The organism is Pedobacter antarcticus (assembly GCF_900103515.1).
In the GTDB taxonomy this organism is placed as follows: Bacteria; Bacteroidota; Bacteroidia; order Sphingobacteriales; family Sphingobacteriaceae; genus Pedobacter; species Pedobacter antarcticus.
This window is the reverse complement of sequence record NZ_FNGZ01000002.1, coordinates 166073-184474: the sequence shown is the minus strand read 5'-3', so window position 1 is coordinate 184474 and position 18402 is coordinate 166073. Positions and strand designations below refer to the sequence as shown.

Genomic DNA, 18402 nt, shown 5'->3' with positions numbered 1-18402 from the left:
AACAGAATGAAGCAAAAGAAGAATTTAATAGAATGGGCAATGGATCACAAAGCTGTGCCTCTATCTATTGCCTTTGTATTGGTAGTTTTTGGTTTCTACGCTCTTTTCAATATGCCGAGAAATGAGTTTCCTGAATTTACAGTTCGTCAGGGACTGGTGATAGGCGTTTATCCAGGGGCATCCTCTAAACAGGTAGAAGAACAACTCACGACAAAAGTCGAAGAATATCTCTTCGGCTTTAATGAGGTAGATAAAACTAAAACTTATTCCTACTCAAAAGATGGAATGATGTACATTTTCGTGGAAATTAGCTCCCGGGTTAAAGACAGTGATACTAAATCATTTTGGAATAAACTCAAAAACGGTGTACTGATTCTCCAGGCAACCTCCTTGCCAAAGGAAGTAAAGGGTATTCTGGTGAATAGTGATTTCGGCAGTACTTCTGCTATCCTGCTCTCCGTGGAATCTGCGACCAGACCCTACAAGGATCTTCAGAAGCATGTAGAAGAAATTGAAGACGACCTGAGAAGGATTGAAAACGTGGCCAAAATAAACCATAGCGGAAACCTGTCTGAACAAATAGGCGTTTATGTAGACAACAACAAGCTGGCACATTACGGATTGTCTTCAGGAAGTATCATGCAGGTATTACAGAACACAGGCGCTATCAGCCCGGCCGGCACCCTGGACGGGCAGATTACAGACCGCCCGATTCATCTCTCGACTTTCTTTAATTCCGAAAGCGACCTGGCAAGACAGATTATCAAAAATGATAATCAGGGAAACGTAGTGAGACTGCGTGATGTGGCAACTATTAAAAAAGAATATGACGACCCGGATTCTTACGTAACTACCAATGGTACTAAAAGTATTATTATTTCGCTGGAAATGGCCAGTGGCAAAAACATAGTACATTTTGGACATGATGTCGATGAACGTCTCGATAAAATAATCAGCGCCCTGCCTTCAGATATTAAAGTTACTAAACTGGCCAATCAGCCTGATGTGGTCAACGAATCCATCAGTCATTTTATGAAGGAATTTGGATTCGCTCTGATCGGCGTAATTGTAATCACTATCCTGTTATTACCTTTCCGGATAGCTTCGGTTGCAGCTGCAACTATCCCCATTACCATCGCATCTACATTGGCTATTATGTACCTTGCTGGTATAGAACTAAATACAGTAACCCTCGCAGCACTGGTTATCGTGCTTGGAATTGTAGTGGACGATCCCATTGTCGTAATTGATAATCACGTCGAAAAACTGGATCATGGGCTCAGCGTCTGGGATGCTGCCCGGAATAGTGCTAAAGAGCTCTTCCCTTCTGTTTTTACAGCCACACTGGCGATATCGGCAACCTTTGCTCCGCTGATCTTCTTTATGAATGGTATTGCCGCAGATTTCGTCGGTGATTTTCCGATTACCATTATCATTGCGCTGACAATTTCATTATTGATATCTATGTTGTTGGTTCCTTACTTCAATACCATCTTCATCAAGAAGGGTTTACATGAACTGGAAAACAAAAGTGAATCTAAGGGTCCTTCCATGCTGGACCGTTTACAGAAATTCTTTAATAATCACATCGGAAATGCAATTACCAACTGGAAACTTACTGTTCTTTTTGGCGTGCTGGCTGTTGGCGCCGGTATCTTCCTGATGGCCCTGCTTCCGCAGCAACTTTTCCCTAAGGTGGAACGTAATCAGTTCGCAATGGAAATTTACCTGCCACAAGGGTATCGTTTAGAACAGACCGACAGTGTAGTAAGAGCCATGGAGAAAATCATGGCAAAGGACAAAAGGGTAGTCAACTATACCAGCTTTATTGGTTCTGGTTCTCCGAGATTCCATAGTTTGTATGCACCTAATCTGCCAGAAAAAAATTACGCGCAGATTCTGATTAATACGACTACAGAAAAGACTACCGAGGAAATACTTAAAGAGTACCAGCAGAAATACAGTGATTTGTTCCCTTCTGCCTATGTACGGATGAAACAACTGGTCATGACCGACTCCCAAGCTCCTATCGAAGTCAGGATTTCAGGAAATAATATCGCGCAGCTGAAAGAAGTTGGCAATGAGGTTGCCGGAATTGCCCGCAAAACAGATGAAGTTATCTGGACAAGGACCGATTATCAGCAGCCATTGGAGGGAATTCATGTAGAGATTAAACAAGATGAAGCGGCGCGCCTGGGTCTGAGCAAATCAGATATTGCCAATACTATTGCTATGAATATGGAAGGTCTGCAGGCGACCCAGGTCTGGGAAGGTAAATATGGTCTTAACGTTAAAATTAAAGAACAAAACAGCCATAAACTTTCCTATGCAGATCTAAGAGATCTATCGGTAATTTCACGTGTAACCGGCGCCGCTATTCCGCTCAGACAAGTGGCAGACATTACCCCTGAATGGAATGAAGGACAGCTGGTTAGAAGGAATGGAGTACGTACCCTCACTGTCAAGGTCGATATTGATAAGGATGCTGTTGCTGCAAATGTACTGGCAAAAATTAGTCCTTCGGTAGATAAGTTACCTCTTCCTGAGGGCCTGTATATTGAGTATGGCGGAGATAAACAAATGACCGACGAAAATATGGGTCCGATGGGATTATCATTACTCCTGAGTATAATCCTGCTTACCTTAATTCTGATCTGGCATTTTAAAAGTATCAAACATGCTTTATTGAGTATCATCACCATGCCACTCAGTATTTTCGGTGCTGCATTAGGATTGCATCTGCTGCAGTATCCTTTTGGTTTTACTTCTTTCATCGGCCTGCTTGCTTTATGCGGCATCGTGGTGAGAAATGGTATTATCCTGATAGACTTTGCTGACGAACTCAGGCACCAGGAAAAAATATCAGTACGTCAGGCAGCAATTACTGCTGCAGAAAGGAGAATGCGTCCTATTTTCCTAACTTCTTCCGCAGCAGCAGTCGGCGTTATCCCTATGATTGTAAGCCGGTCTTCTTTATGGGGCCCGCTTGGAACTGTAATTTGCTTTGGACTAATGGTTTCTATGCTGCTTACGCTATTTGTACTTCCCGTTCTTTATTGGCTCATGTTCAAAAAGGAAGACGAATATCCAGAAGGAAGCGAACCTACAACAGCACAGCAAAGAATTGACGGAGTAGAATTGTAAAAATTAAATAAATATCATGGAAATACGTTTCATATATATTGGGTTCTTTTTCTTATTATCTGCACATGCAATGGCACAGCAAAACCATAGCATCAGCCTGGACGAAAGTAAAAAAGCCGCATTGGAATATAGCCGGGTTATCCAAAACAGTGAACTCGGAATCCAGTCCGCAGAAGCTGGTAAAAAAGGAGCTGCTGCAAATTACCTCCCTTCTGTAAGCGCTACCGGAATTGGTTTGTATAACTTTAAGGATTTTATAAGTGCTATGCCTCCATTATTAACTGAAGGCGTAAATAATGCCTATTTTGCCGGCGTCACTGCTACCGAGGTTCTATATGCAGGAGGAAAAATACGTACAGCTAATGAGCTGGCTGCAATGCAGATTGAGGTTAATAAAATCCGGGCGAAACAGTCGCGGGATTCTGTGCTGTTACAGACAGAGAACAAATACTGGACCTTGAATAAATTACAGGAGCAGCATAAGACGCTGACTGCCAATGAAACTTATCTGAATGGAATACTGAAACAGCAGGAAGACTTACTGGCATCGGGTTTAATCGCCAGAAATGATCTGTTAAAGGTGAAAGTGCAACGCAGTAAATTACTGCTGGAGAAAAGCAAACTGAATAATGGCCGAAAAGTCGCTATCCTTGATTTCTGCTTCTTTATAGGTATTCCATTTGATTCTTTATTAGTCATGCGAGACGGCCTGGACACAGCCAGGATACCATCAATTGACGCGCAGGCCCCTGATCTGGACCTCAGTGCAAATAACGACTACCAGTTATTGCAAAAATCATTGGAAAGTGAGCAGCTGCAAACAAAAATGACCCGGGCTAACTATCTTCCAAGTGTTTCTCTGGGCTTCAGTGCCGGCCGTGTGGGAAGTATCAGTAATTCTTTGGGGAGTACCTTTATGCCGATAGCTTTTGGTGTAGTAAACGTCCCGATATCTGACTGGTGGGGTACGGGTAAACAAAAACTGAGACAAAGAACGATCTCAGAAAAAATTGCCGGCAACAGGTTCAAAGATGGAGAAGATCAGTTGAAAGTGGGCATACTGAAGTCTTGGTATGATCTGGAAGATGCGCAAAAACAAATTCGTTTTGCTAAAGAAAACTACGTCCAGGCTGCAGAGAACCTTGTTGTCACCAGAGATAATTACTCCAGCGGCCTAAGCAGTATTTCCGACTTACTGGATGCACAGGCACAGTTACAACAGGCCGAGAGTGAGCAGATCACCGCATATGGAGATTTTTTCAATAAAATGGCCAGCTACCGCTCCATTACCGGCAAACTTCTGCATTAAATTTGTGATTAATTATACCTTTAGAAATGGAAGAAAAACCAGCCGGCCTTTTTGCTAATAAACGATTCCGTAATAAACTGATTATTATAATTGTTGGAATATTATTATTCTATCTGGCTATTTTTATCAGCTCAAAAAATGGTTGGATAGACTCCATGATTGAAAAGAAGGTCGAAATCGGGAAAGACTAAAAAAACAACCGTTTAAACAACTTTATTTACCGTTTAAATGGTTGTTTTTCTGATGAAATCGAATTATAAAGAGAGTAAATCATTAAATGATTCGGCGTAAGATTTTTTATTCAGTTTAAAATAATAAGCTCCTTTTTTAGAATTGGATTTATCTTTTTCTTCAAGCCTGATCAATAGTCCTGTGGAAGTTACCTTTCTGCTAAAATTACCGGTATCCATTTTTGTATCATTCACCTGCTCAAACAGCGTCTGTAGCTGAGGAATCGTAAATTTCTTCGGCAGCATCTCAAAAAGTATAGGATGAAGAGATGCTTTGAATTTCAATTTCTTTCTCGCTTCAGCAACCATCCTGTTATGATCAAATATAAGCTTAGGTATTTCGTTTATCGGAAACCATTCTGCATGGTAATTATCGATCAGCTGTGTTTCGTACTTATGAATATCTATCAGTGCAAAGTAGCCGACCGACAAAGTTCTTTCGATCGGGTCCCTGTCCGGTTCTCCATAAATATTTAAGAGCTCCAGATAAACGCCTTCCAAACCTGTTAATTTCTTCAGTACACGGTTCGCTGCTTCATCGGGCGTCTCTTCAGCACCGACGAACCCACCCATCAGACTCCACTTGTTGATTTCGGGTTCCAGACCTCTTTTTACCAATAAGATCTTAAGCTGCCCGTCGTCAAATCCAAAAACAATACAATCTACTGCTACTAAATAATGGGGCTGGTTAACGTATTCTTTCATATAGTCACAAATGGTAGGGAATACAAATATCGACAAAATAATAATTTATTAATTGTCACTATTACAATTAATAAATTATTGCTAATTTTCCTGCCTTCAAAAGGGAACCATTTTGACCCCGATTTCTAACCATTTAATAACCCATAGTGATGAACCAAAATTTTGATCTTAACTCAAACCCGCATACCCGTCTGAATATTCTTACCGGGGAGCATATCCTGGTGTCTCCTCACCGAACCAAAAGACCATGGCAAGGTAAAATAGAAGATATAAGCCCCGATAACCGCCCGGAGTATGACCCTAAGTGTTATCTGTGCCCGGGAAATGTCAGGGCTGACGGAGAAATAAACCCCGATTACAAAGCGAGTTTTGTTTTCAAAAATGATTTTGCTGCATTGCTTGAAGATACAGAGATTGACAATCTTAATGATGATGACCTGCTGGTCGCAAAAGGTGAAAGGGGATTATGTAAAGTTATAAGCTTTAGTCCTAAACATGATCTTACCCTGCCGGAATTGACACGAGATGAAATTATTTCGGTTGTGGACGTATGGCAAAAAGAATATAATAAACTTTCGGCAAATGACTGGATAAAGTACATTCAGATTTTTGAAAACAAGGGCGAAATAATGGGTTGCAGTAACCCGCACCCGCATGGTCAGATCTGGGCACAGAGCAGCATCCCGCAGGAAATAATCAAGGAAACCGAAAATCAGAAAAACTACTATGCTATTCACCGGACAAGTTTGCTGTCCGCTTATCTGAAATTAGAGCAGAAAAAACAAGAACGAATCCTTTTTGAGAATGACCATTTCGTTGTACTGGTACCATTCTGGGCAGTCTGGCCTTATGAGACGATGATTATCAGCAAACGTCATGTAACGGGAATTAACTATTTCACAGCGGCGGAAATAGCGGCCCTGGCCGACGCATTGAAAATATTAACTACCAAATATGATAATCTTTTTGAAACCTCATTTCCCTATTCTGCTGGTATGCACCAGGCGCCTGTAAACAACGGAGAATATCCGGAATGGCATTGGCATATGCATTTCTACCCTCCCCTGTTGCGTTCTGCAACCGTTAAAAAATTCATGGTCGGTTATGAGCTCCTGGCGAATGCCCAACGCGACATTACGCCTGAATTTGCTGCAAAACAGCTTAAAGATTTACCAACTGAACATTTTAAAACAAAGAAAGCATAACATGACATTATCCAACGCCATCCAGACAACAATAAAAGTAGATGTTGAGGACCTGAAAAAATCATTCCAGGCACTATATCACGCTACTCCTCTTCTGGTTAAATCGCCGGGACGAATAAATATTATCGGAGAACATACCGATTATAACAACGGATTTGTCATGCCTGCCGCAATTGATAAGGCCATTTACATTGGTGTGTCCAAAAGAGAAGACGAAGAAGTTCATCTCTTTGCAAAAGATTACGGACAATCACATCAAGTAAATTTACACGAACTGAAAGTTTCAGAAAAAGGCTGGCCAAACTATATTCTTGGAGTGACGGATCAGCTCCTGAAAAGAGGTTACCAAATCAGTGGATTCAACTTGTACATAGATGGTGACGTTCCTTTGGGCGCGGGACTGTCCTCTTCTGCAGCGGTCGAATGTGCCACAGCGTATGCACTCGACCAACTTTTTTCTTTATCAATCAGCAAACTGGACACAGCACTGATTGCACAAAAAGCAGAACATGTTTTTGCCGGCGTAAGTTGTGGAATTATGGATCAGTTTGCTTCAGTTTTCGGAAAAAAAGATCATGCTATATTACTGGACTGCAGGTCGCTGGAGTATCATTATGTTCCATTGAAATTAGACGGATACAAGCTCGTCTTACTGAACACGAATGTAAAGCACTCATTGGCCGACAGCGCTTATAATGAAAGAAGGGCACAGTGCGAGCAGGGTGTGGCATGGATTAAGGAGCAGCATCCGCAAGTAAATAGTTTAAGAGATGCCGATCTGGAAATGCTGGATCAATGTATAAGAGAAAAGGACGCAGATGTATATGAGAAGTGCAAATTTGTTGTCAGTGAAAATATTCGTTTGATTCAGGCAGCTGAATATCTTAAAGATGGAAACCTGGCCGCATTGGGAAAATTGATGTTTGAGACGCATGATGGCTTAAGCAATAAGTATAAAGTGAGCTGTAAGGAACTGGATTTTCTGGTAGAAAAAGTAAAACAGACGGATACGGTACTTGGTGCCAGAATGATGGGCGGAGGTTTTGGAGGCTGCACAATTAACATTGTAAAAAATGAAGCTGTGGATGATCTGATTACCAATATAACAGCGAGTTATTCAAAGGAATTTGAGCTAAACCTGGATGCTTATATCGTTACTACAGCATCGGGGACTAGTCAGGTTGTCTAATAGAAAACCAAAATAAACCTGTAAACAAATGAAAATACCGTTATGCCGCAGTTCCTCCATCAGCGGTATAACGGTATCGGATCCGGGGTACTCAAATATGGCGTCAATGTTGTATCTTAAGGAACGAAAATCGTCAGATGTGATTTTTAACTACCTGGTTAATCCATTTTTTTTATTATTCCAATGAAATCAAATTACCATAAGTACATCAGAATTGCAGCAATTACCGGTATGGTCTTTACTGCCGGCAATGTAAATGCAAAAGTCAAATTACCGTCGGTTTTCAGCGATAATATGGTTATTCAGCAAAAGACAAATGCAGCCTTCTGGGGTCAGGCAAGTCCGGGAAAAACTGTTAATATTCATGTCGCCTGGAACCCGAAAAACTTTACTGTAAAAGCGGATGAAAATGGAAATTGGAAAATAAAGATACCTACTCCGAAATATGGCGGACCTTATAATATTACAATATCGGATGGCACTGCAGTTAAGCTGTCCAATATTATGTTAGGTGATGTTTGGGTCTGTTCCGGTCAATCCAATATGGAAATGCCGCTTGCCGGTTGGGGAAAAATCGCAAATTATAAAGAAGAAATCAGTAAAGCTGATTTTAAAAACATCCGCCTACTGCAGGCTGATCATATTGCAAGCAACACCCCTTTAACCGACGCTAAAGTAGCAAATGGAGGCTGGACAATATGTACTCCTGAAAATATCGGGGAGTTCTCTTCAGTAGCCTATTTTTTTGCAAGAGAAGTTTATCAGAAGACAGGTATCCCGATCGGACTGATCCATACATCCTGGGGTGGAACAATTGCCGAAGCATGGATGAGTTCTTCGACGCTTAAAACACGTCCGGATTTTGCAGCCGCCGTAGAAAAGATAGCTAAAACAGGAAGTCAGGCCGAATTCGAGCAGGAGTTAAACAGCTGGAACAAAATCGTTATAGAAAATGACAATGGTTATCAGCAGGGAAAACTGCGATGGGTTAATGCTGATACAGATGATTCGGACTGGAAAAGCATGAACCTGCCGGTTTTATGGGATCAATCTATACTGCCTGATCTTGACGGTATAGTCTACTTCCGTAAAAAAATTACTATTCCGGAATCCTGGAAGGGTAAAACCATCACTTTGAATCTAGGAACGATAGATGACAATGATGTCACCTTTTTTAACGGGACGAAAATAGGTGAAACTAAAGGATATGACCAGAAAAGGGTATATACAATTCCCGCAGATCTGGTGAAACCTGGTGAAAACACTATTGCTGTCCGGGTTTTTGACGGTGCAGGCGGCGGCGGTATTTATGGTGACCGCAATATCATCTCTGTTGTATCTGCAAACGGAGAAAAGATATCCCTGGACGGCGACTGGTTATATAATGTAGGCCTGGGCTTAAAAAAAATTCTGCCTATGCCCTCACCTATCGACGGCCCAAACCGACCTACAGTACTGTTTAATGCGATGATAAATCCATTTTTGAATTTCACCATTAAGGGAGCGCTCTGGTATCAGGGAGAAAGTAATGCGGACCGTGCGAACCAATATCGCACACTCTTTCCGCAGTTAATACAGGACTGGAGAAAAGCCTGGGATATCGGTGATTTCCCATTTTACTTTGTCCAGCTTGCCGGCTACATGAAACATGAAGATTTGCCTAAAGCATCGGCATGGGCTGAACTGCGGGATGCTCAGCTAGGTGCGTTAAAAATTAGTAACACTGGTATGGCAGTCGCGATTGACATCGGCGATGCAGCTGATATACACCCTAAAAACAAACAGGAAGTTGGCCGCAGACTTGCCTTAATTGCATTAGCTAAAACTTATGGCAGGCAGATCGCATACGCTGGTCCTGTTTTCAAATCTTATAAGATTGAGGAAGATAAAGTTACCCTGGATTTTGATCATATTGAAGGCGGTTTAAAAGCAAATGATGGTAAACCATTAAATGGCTTCGCAGTGGCAGGCGCCGATAAGGTGTTCCACTGGGCACAGGCAACCATTACCGGCAATCAGATTGTTGTGAGCAGTACTGAAGTACCTAAACCGCTCGCAGTTCGGTATGGCTGGGCAAATAATCCTGAGTGCAACTTGTATAATCAGGCAAACTTGCCTGCATCACCTTTTAAAACTGATACCTGGGAAGACAGCACGAAAAATATCCATTAAGAATAAAAACTACGAATCCGGGAGATTATCGCCCTGACTACGTTTATGGTGGAGATAAATCTCCTGCTTTGGAACCGATATTTCAATACTGTTCATTTTAAAAGCTGCGATAATTTTGATGATCATGTCGCTTTTTGTGGCAGAATTATCGCCGATATGCTTAGTCCAGAAAAAGATCTTCATATCAATTGAACTGTTATTAAATTGTTCATATTGCACCACTGATCCTGGATTTTTGGTGATGCGGGGCTCATTATCCAGAATCTCAGTTAATATCTTCCGGCATTTTTCTAAGTCTGAATCATATGCAATTCCTATAAGGATAGATACCCTTTTACGATTTCCACCCAGTGACCAATTAACCAGATGTGCATTAAGCAAATCGCCATTGGGCATAATAACATCAGCACCATCCCAGGTAGAAATTACACTGCTTCGAAATCCAATAGATTTCATTTGCCCTCCCTGACCATCAACATCGACAATATCTCCTACGTTAACTGGTTTTTCAAATGCAATAATAAGCCCGCTGACTAAATTATTAACCAGCGTTTGTAATCCAAATCCGATACCGACTCCCAGAGCCCCAAGCACGATAGTAATTCTATCCACAGGGATACCTGAGGCCGCTACCGCTAAAAAAAGACCAGTACTCAGAATAGAAATACGAACTAGTAACAGCCAGCTGCCAATGCCAGGTTTTTCATATTTACCATCTTTACCTGTCCTGATATGTTTATCTGTGGCAAAAAAAGAAACTACTCTGGATATGATAACGGCGGTACCCATTATCACAATAAACAAAAGCATATTGTTAATGGTAAATGTATAGCTGCCAAGAGTTCTTTCGTCGGTAAAGAAGAGCAGAAGAGGTTTAGACAAATAATCAAATACGGGGAAATTACGTCCAAATAATACTATCCAACCTACAATGAGCAAGATATAGAATGGTGCTGGTGCCTTCTTCCCTACTTTTTCAAAATTGAGATAAAAGAGCTTCCGGTCAGTACCTGAATACACATTAAAAGCCAAAAATAATCCCTCATTAATCAGACGAACCGTCCATAGGAAAAGAATAGCAATCACAACATTCAGAAAACCACTTATAACAAGCATCTTACCAAAATTATACCGGCCAAATATATTTGCTATTGTAGAAGCTAATTCAAGAAATACCATGAACACGATTGACCAGATAATCCATTTTTCCCTCAATTCGTCCCGATGCCCCTTCAGTAAGATCAATACACCGCCGATTACACCTGAAATTGAAAGCACAAGCATTAGCCATCTTTCCATTCTGGATGCCTGTAAGACCAGATTACCCAGACAAGCCAATACAAAAAAGGTTACCATAAGTAACCACACACGCATCCAGTATTGACTGACATAGCCCGCAAAAATAACGCTCAAACAAACTACAGATACCGACCAGAGAATTACGTTTAAAATAAAGGGTGGCGATAGAAAAACGAATTGAAATAAGCTGAAGACAAGCAATATTGCAGATAATAATGGATACCGGATCACCAACTGTCCTTCAAAATCACTTTTCAGAAGTTTACCCTCTACATAAATGCTCTTAAGTGAGCGCAAATAGACAAATGAGGTAATCGTCAGTAAAGCAAGCACCACGAGTCTTCCAGCATTATTTTCTGCATAAAAACTGAGGGTTAGTAATCCTTTAGTAATAGAGAAATCCAGTATCTCCCCAAAAGGGCGGTAGAAAATTTCCGGGTCCCATATATTAGTAAATTCTCTCTTGAAAGTATTTTCAGCCATATCTTTCTGATACAGCTCAATTTCTTCCAGACTACTTTGTAACTTAAAAGCAGCCAGGTTAACTTTATTGAGTAGAGTCTGAATATTATTTCCAGCCTGCCTCAGGGCGCTATCGACCGGACTAGTTTCATAAGCAATAACCTGTATTTTTTGCAGGTATTTCATTAAAGTAGTGGAATCGGTGGGAAACTTAAATAATGCCGGAACACTTAACAATGAATCAAGCTGATAGCGGAAATTATTTATTTCCTGCTGTCTGAGCTCCAAACCGGCCTTCCTAGTATTTGCTTTTGCCAACAATTGAGATAGTATTTTCGAGGTCGCAGTTAGATTTCGAAAAGTCTGCGCTGTACCTTTGTTCGTAAAAACACCATCGCCGGCAACAATTAAATACTTATCAATCTCATTAAGAACGGTTTTAGTTCCGGTTGTATCGAGCTTACTTTTAAGGTAAATATTAGCCTTCTGCATGGTCCGGCTTAATTCGTCGAAAGTTTTGATCTGCAAAACAGACGCTTTATCGGCCTCAAAATCATCGGAACTTTTCTTGGAAGATTGTTTGGCAAAGGCCTGCATCTTTTCAACAAAATTCATCCGCAGGCTATCTTTCGCCCCCGCTTTTTTTAATCCATCATTATTCTGTGCATAACCCGGAATACAGTACAGGAAGTATATAAAAAATAACAAAGGGAAATTCATTTTTATCATGCTCATATCAGCGGCATTTATCGGGTTTTAGTGAGGTAAATTTATAACAAATGGTTATATTAGATTACCTAATAAATCTACTATGAAAACAATATACTTGTTCATTTTCACAACATTATTATCCTTCAGCGTTTTCGCACAAAATCGACTGGCATCTAATCAGGATGTTATTCAAAAAACCAGCGGTGAAGAATTAAAAGGAAAGGTTACCAAAATAACCGATTCCGATGTTACCTTTATTTATTCCGGCGAAACGCTTGAGTATACTATCAAGAAATCCGACATCTTAAAGATAACGCATTCAAGCGGAAGAATTGAAGTGTTCGGCCAGGCAAATCCACCTGCAGAGAGCCGCAAATCAGACCAGGTAGCGATGTCTGCAACCCCGGCAGATCACCATAATAAAATTGCCATTTTGCCATTCACTTATTTAATAGATAATCAGCCAGGTGCAGATCAGGTCGGTTACAAAGCGCAGGAAGATACTTTTGCTTTTTTGGCAAAACATTCTGCGGGTTATACTATATTGGATCCAAGGACCACCAATGCGAAGTTAACTCAGGCAGGTGTAACCAAAGACAAATTAATGGGTTTTACCATGAAAGAGATCTGTGATATCCTCGGCGTAGAATATATAATTGATGGTGCAGTCTTACAAACAAAAGGTGCCCAGACGAGTTATTCGAGCGGTAGTTCTGACGCCAAAGTGAAAAGAGATGGTGATAGTAAAGTGAAGGGAGTATCAGGTTCAAATTCCAGTTACTCGAGTGCAGAACAGCGATACGAAGTAAGTGTAAGTCTGCATATCTATATGGATAATAATGCCAGTATTTACAATCAAAGTCACAAAGCTTTCTTTACAAACACAGATGGTTCTTACAGCAGTCCGCTTGAATACTTGATCAAAAGGTCTCCATTATACCGGAAGTAGCAGGTTTACGGGGAATGGATTAACCGGACTTTTCACCGTATTTATCAATTTCTACTTTCCTTTGATCACCATTTAAGATTATATGAAACAGGTAATTATAGTCCTCTTCGGTTACTCTTTCAATAGGACGTTTAAGACCAAAAGCTTCAATAATTTCCAGGATAGTATTGGAATGTCCGGCAATTATGATCGTTTTTCCTATATAATTTTTAAGAATATCATCGGCAAGTACTGCTGTGTTCCGGTAATCTTTTATATCAATCTTATTCTTTTTCACCAATGGCTCCAATATCTGGTGCGTTCTTTTAAATGGCGTACTGAAAGCAACATTGAATTTAATTCCTTTTAAATGAACAGCAAGATCTTCTGCACGGGTTCTTCCTTCAGCTGATAAAGCTGGGTTAGAATCTTCCGGATCAGATTTGTCTTTTTCACCATGCCGAACAATCCATATATCCATCCTTTGGGCAAGTACGCCGTTAGCGAGACAGCAGATCAATATTAAAAGCAGGAGAAGTTTTTTTCTGGTTAACATGCTTAAATATATGAATTTGCTACTGATTGATAGTCCCCCCTGTCGTTACGCTATTGTGGTGTTTGTTATTTTAAATGTCTGATTATTTCATTCGTCAGCAAGAGGTTGTCATTAACCTGAATAATATGCCCGCTATGCGTGGCCTCCACCAAACGGCTCTTACCGGAGAGATTGAGTAAATCAAGTTGCACCTCATTTACCAATGATTTGAATTCATCTCTGAGAATAGGATCTTTAAAACCTGCGTACCGGACAGGTGAGGTACCCATAATCACTGTCAATGGGATATTTCCAAAGGAAGTGTATTGTTCTGCATCCTCAAAATTCAAATTATCGTTCTTAGCTTCTTCTAATATTTTATTACATGACCTGTAAAAAAAATCCTTTTCCAGTTGATGAAATCGGTGCGTTATTGGAAATTCAGGGGATAACGGCAGGAAGGAAAACAAAACCCGGTAAATACCGGTATGAACTATAGTTTTAATTACCCAATGTGGCGGTACAGATAATGCTTTTAGCAGATCCGGAGATGCTTTTTTCATTTGTAAAGGGTGAGCTGCTTCGGCAAAAATGATTGCAGAAATATCTTCCTTATTCTTTTCAATAAAAGGCCTTAAATAGATTCCTGCCATAGAATGGCCGACCAGGATATAAGGTTTCGGACAATTTGTTTTTTCCAGGAGCAGCTGTAATTCCTCACTTACCAGGTCATTAGTAACAGGCTCTCCGGTAGCTTCACTTAGCAATAATCCGTTCCGGTCATACGATACGGTAACTGCATGTTTTGACAGACTATCCTGAACTTCTTTCCAAATCGTATGGTTACTGCCCATCCCCGATTGAAATACGACAGTGCAATTTCCCTGTCCTTTTTTAACATAATGCAACGGCTGCCCTTTGATCTGAACAAATGTTTTCCCTTCTCTAAAGGTTCGCTCCAATCTCCATCTCTCATAATGTTCAAATAAGGTACTCATCAATAAGAGTGTACCCAGAAAGAAAAAACTCCATTTAAAAAACATGACAAGAAAACTCCACCGCATTGTTATTGTTAATTTTAAAAGGTTCGTTTACAAACCTGCATATTATTTAGAATAATTACAAATAATAGACGAGTTGAAAACTCAATGCCATATTGAAATCACTCCGAATGTGAATTACATTCTTAATTCCAAGGTGCAGTAGATACACTCTAAAAAATTTACTTGTCAAGCGAAAAGCCGTTTCTTCTCAATCGTTTTGATACCTATGGAATTGTATCTTGTCAGATATGAATAAACTGTTCAATCTCAGCCCTATATTATCCGCTTACAGATTAAGCTTTACTGTTATCCTTGCTTGTCTGATCATATCGTGCTCAACACAGAAATCATTGGTTTATGATCAGGAACTAAAGCGAATGAAGACCACCTCGGAGAACAGGCTTTCAGCACAAGTGGATGAATTCAACACTTATCCCAATCGCCCGGAATCTGACGGACCTTTCAATAAAACTAATAATAAGAGCTTTCTCTTGTCAAACATTCCTTTGTTCAGCAGTTCTGACATGACAATAAACAAAGTGTATAATTACCGCTGGTGGATGATTAGTAAGCACCTGAAAACATATCACGACCCACAGGACAACAAAGACTATTGGGTGGTTACAGAGTTTTTTGGCGTAAAACCATGGGCCTCTTTAAGCGGAGCAATAACCTGTCCGGCCGGGCATCAGTTTTATGATGTAAGATGGTTACGGGATGAGAAGTTTTTAAAATCATATGCAGATTACTTCATGCGTGGATCGGCTTCCCATTTAGATCAAAGGGAAAACGGCAATTTTCTAACCTATATGAGCAGACCGGAGAGTCATCATTTTTCGAGCTGGATGGTTGATGGGATAGATGCCTTTTTAAAAATCCACCCCGATAAGAAATGGCTTCATGAGATGCTGCCTTACCTAGAAAAGCATCAACAGGTATGGGACAGCTTGTTTACGGTTAGAACATCTGATTCAAAAACAGCCGGTATGTACAAAATATTAGACCTTTATGATGGGATGGAATTCAGCCTCTCGGCTGTGCTCGGGCTGATCAACAGTGACGGTCCGTATAGCTTGTACACTAAGGACAACTGGCGCAATTATTATTTGGGCTGGGAAACTACAGGTAATGCCGAAAAATCAATTCAGGCCAAAAATTACCCAAAGGCTTTTCGCAAAGGGTATCCTGATTTCTATCTGGTACGGCCATCGGTCAATAGTTATGCTTACGGGAATTTACGGGCACTGTCCGATTTATATCGGTTAAATGATTCATCCGGCATCAATAAAAATGGGCAGAGTAAAGCAGATTATTATGCTTCCAGGGCAACCAAAGTTCAACAGCAAGTAATGAATGTACTTTGGAATAAGGACGACCAGTTTTTTAACACCTACAGCGCAGGAGATAATATATTTGGTGCCCGCGACTTTGAGGCCAGAGTCCGGGAATCAGTAGGTTATACTCCCTGGTATTTTAATATGATACCGGTTAATGATTATAAGAATTACAGTAAGGCATGGGAAATGCTCGCTTCACGCAAAGGATTTTTTAATACTTCGGGCATGACAACTGCAGAGCAGCAACATCCTTATTATAATGAACAGGCATATGCATGGAATGGTCGCGGATGGCCTTTCGAGAATTCCATAGTTTATAAGGGATATGCAAATTATCTTCGCAACTATAAAAAATCTAGTACGCTACCTGAGAAAGAACTATTGTATGAATACGTCTATAAACTGGCTAAGATGCACGGTGATAAGCCAAATATAGGTGAATGGTATATTCCTAGCACCGGAAAAGAATTTGGCGGTGAAGCGGATTATTTCCATTCTACATTCCCGGATATTATTATTGAAGATCTTTTAGGCTTCAAAGGGGTACACGAAAATAGTTTCTCTGTAAAACCGCTACTGCCTAAAAATAAATGGGATTATTTTTATCTCGGTAACCTGCGTTATCACAATCATGATATTGATATCATCTGGAAAAAGGACTGGGATGCCAATAAACCCGGTGAACAAGGTAAACTCTGTGTCTGGGTAGATAATAAACTCGTAGCAACGAGTTCTTCTTTAAATGAACAGCTTAATGTAGATCTGAATCCGTAAAAAAAATAGTTGTAAATTATACTTCTGCAATTCGTGGAGAAACCAGAAAAAAAACAAAGATGATGCAGAGTAGCAAAGCAATGAAAAACCAATAGTAAGTTGCACCATGCAGAGAAGCAAAAAAGCCACCTTGTGCAATGCTGCGGTTAACCAATGCAGTAAATACATTGCCTGCTGCAACCGTCAGCAACCAAACTGCCCCCATTGTACTTTTCATCGAGGCCGGGGCTTGTGTGTAGGCATATTCCAGACAGGTAATGGAAACCATTACTTCCGCAGCTGCTAAAATAAAATAAGCAAATACCTGCCACCAGATCGAAGGTCTGCCACCGCCGTCAATTGTGGTTTGGATTAAAGCTATGACCGTGAAACACAAAGCCATTAACACCAAACCGCAGCCAATCCGACGTAAGGGTGTAGTCTTAATCCCTCTTTTTTCGAAAAATGGATAGACCAGATAATTAAAAACAGGAATAAGCAACAACAGAAAAAAGGGGTTAACGGTTTGAATCTGTTGTGGTAACAACTCGTAACCGAAAAAGTACCGATCCATTTTTGCAGCCTGTAAGACCCATTCTGAAAGGTTCTGATCCCACATGGCCCAAAAAATTGGGATAAAGCTAAAAACACCAATCACGCGCCAGGCACCTTTAATATCCTCTACTTTCTCCGGTTGAAACTTTTCTTTGGCTACATCGAGCAGCGACTGTTTTGGTTGCTTCTTATAAAAATTGAACAGTGCATAAATTGATATGAACAAGAAATTATCCCTCTTCAACCCAGTAGGGGGTATTCGTACGTAAGTATGGCGGCCTAAGTAAAATATGGTGGTGGAAATGGCCATTAGTATCCCAGGAATTCCAAAGGCCCATTTGGGGCCCCAATTGGTATAAACCAAGGGAATCATCAAGGTAGATAAGGCAGAACCGGAATTAATACTGAAATAAAACCAGCCATAAACTTTTGACAGCAGGTGTTGGTTTTTTGCGGTAAACTGATCTCCTAAATTTGCCGATACACAAGACTTGATACCTCCTGCACCGATTGCAATTAAAATTAGCCCAAACCTAAACCAATCCAGATCGGTTTCGAATATAGACAAGATCAGGTGTCCTATACAACACAGGATGGATACCCATAAAATGACCTTATATTTTCCAAAAAACCAATCAGCAGCGAGGGCCCCTATAAATGGCACTGCATAAGCCAGGGACACAAAAAAATGGGTCGCTTCATTTGCTTTCGCTTCGGCAACTGGCTGCAGAGCAGCCTGAAGTGTTGGGTTAAAAAACTGAATAACCAAAAACGTGGTTAAAATTGAACGCATCCCGTAAAAGCTAAACCGTTCGGCAGCTTCAT

Annotated in this window: 13 protein-coding genes; 8 read left to right on the top strand and 5 right to left on the bottom strand. The window is 40.6% G+C overall.

Features of this window, described 5'->3' with window-relative positions; translation table 11 throughout:
• The first annotated feature begins 6 nt into the window (after positions 1–6).
• Genes BLR53_RS04395 through BLR53_RS19910 form a run of 3 tightly spaced genes read left to right on the top strand, consistent with a single transcriptional unit; the run spans position 7 to position 4644 of the window.
• A complete protein-coding gene (locus BLR53_RS04395) occupies positions 7–3144 on the top strand; it encodes an efflux RND transporter permease subunit (protein WP_074587585.1) in 3138 nt (1045 codons plus the stop codon).
• Positions 3145–3160: 16 nt separating this feature from the next.
• On the top strand, positions 3161–4453 hold the full coding sequence (locus BLR53_RS04390; protein ID WP_212611582.1) for a TolC family protein: 1293 nt from the start codon (positions 3161–3163) through the stop codon (positions 4451–4453).
• 26 nt (positions 4454–4479) lie between these two features.
• Positions 4480–4644, top strand: coding sequence for a hypothetical protein (locus BLR53_RS19910; RefSeq protein ID WP_176763518.1), 165 nt, complete (start codon positions 4480–4482; stop codon positions 4642–4644).
• A 63-nt stretch (positions 4645–4707) separates the two neighbouring features.
• On the opposite strand, the gene BLR53_RS04385 is transcribed toward BLR53_RS19910, so the two are convergent.
• Positions 4708–5388: an NUDIX hydrolase gene (locus tag BLR53_RS04385; RefSeq protein ID WP_037443666.1), complete on the bottom strand. Its 681-nt coding sequence runs from the start codon at positions 5386–5388 to the stop codon at positions 4708–4710.
• Positions 5389–5537: 149 nt separating this feature from the next.
• Here BLR53_RS04385 and BLR53_RS04380 point away from each other — a divergent pair, with 149 nt between their 5' ends.
• The 3 genes from BLR53_RS04380 (at position 5538) to BLR53_RS04370 (ending at position 9954) form a co-directional block, all read left to right on the top strand.
• Complete coding sequence (locus BLR53_RS04380) at positions 5538–6593, top strand: UDP-glucose--hexose-1-phosphate uridylyltransferase (protein ID WP_074587580.1); 1056 nt, start codon at positions 5538–5540, stop codon at positions 6591–6593.
• Position 6594: 1 nt separating this feature from the next.
• Positions 6595–7782: a galactokinase gene (locus BLR53_RS04375; protein WP_074587578.1), complete on the top strand. Its 1188-nt coding sequence runs from the start codon at positions 6595–6597 to the stop codon at positions 7780–7782.
• A 183-nt stretch (positions 7783–7965) separates the two neighbouring features.
• Positions 7966–9954: a sialate O-acetylesterase gene (locus BLR53_RS04370; protein WP_074587575.1), complete on the top strand. Its 1989-nt coding sequence runs from the start codon at positions 7966–7968 to the stop codon at positions 9952–9954.
• Between the two features lie 9 nt (positions 9955–9963).
• Here BLR53_RS04370 and BLR53_RS04365 read toward each other — a convergent pair whose 3' ends face one another.
• Positions 9964–12450, bottom strand: a complete 2487-nt coding sequence (locus BLR53_RS04365; protein WP_244889450.1) for a mechanosensitive ion channel domain-containing protein — start codon at positions 12448–12450, stop codon at positions 9964–9966.
• Between the two features lie 76 nt (positions 12451–12526).
• On the opposite strand from BLR53_RS04365, the gene BLR53_RS04360 reads away from it, so the two are divergent.
• Entirely contained in the window at positions 12527–13375 is an 849-nt protein-coding gene (locus tag BLR53_RS04360) for a hypothetical protein (protein WP_037443668.1), read from the top strand.
• A gap of 19 nt (positions 13376–13394) precedes the next feature.
• On the opposite strand, the gene BLR53_RS04355 is transcribed toward BLR53_RS04360, so the two are convergent.
• Together BLR53_RS04355 and BLR53_RS04350 are read right to left on the bottom strand one after the other, a co-directional pair.
• Positions 13395–13910, bottom strand: a complete 516-nt coding sequence (locus tag BLR53_RS04355) for a phosphoglycerate mutase family protein (protein WP_074587573.1) — start codon at positions 13908–13910, stop codon at positions 13395–13397.
• A 65-nt stretch (positions 13911–13975) separates the two neighbouring features.
• Positions 13976–14953 (bottom strand): alpha/beta hydrolase, encoded by a 978-nt coding sequence (locus BLR53_RS04350; RefSeq protein ID WP_143007824.1) that lies wholly within the window; start codon positions 14951–14953, stop codon positions 13976–13978.
• A 227-nt stretch (positions 14954–15180) separates the two neighbouring features.
• On the opposite strand from BLR53_RS04350, the gene BLR53_RS04345 reads away from it, so the two are divergent.
• Positions 15181–17043 (top strand): MGH1-like glycoside hydrolase domain-containing protein, encoded by a 1863-nt coding sequence (locus tag BLR53_RS04345; protein WP_074587569.1) that lies wholly within the window; start codon positions 15181–15183, stop codon positions 17041–17043.
• A 16-nt stretch (positions 17044–17059) separates the two neighbouring features.
• Here BLR53_RS04345 and BLR53_RS04340 read toward each other — a convergent pair whose 3' ends face one another.
• Positions 17060–18370: a POT-type proton-dependent oligopeptide transporter gene (locus BLR53_RS04340; protein WP_083331997.1), complete on the bottom strand. Its 1311-nt coding sequence runs from the start codon at positions 18368–18370 to the stop codon at positions 17060–17062.
• Positions 18371–18402: the final 32 nt, after the last annotated feature.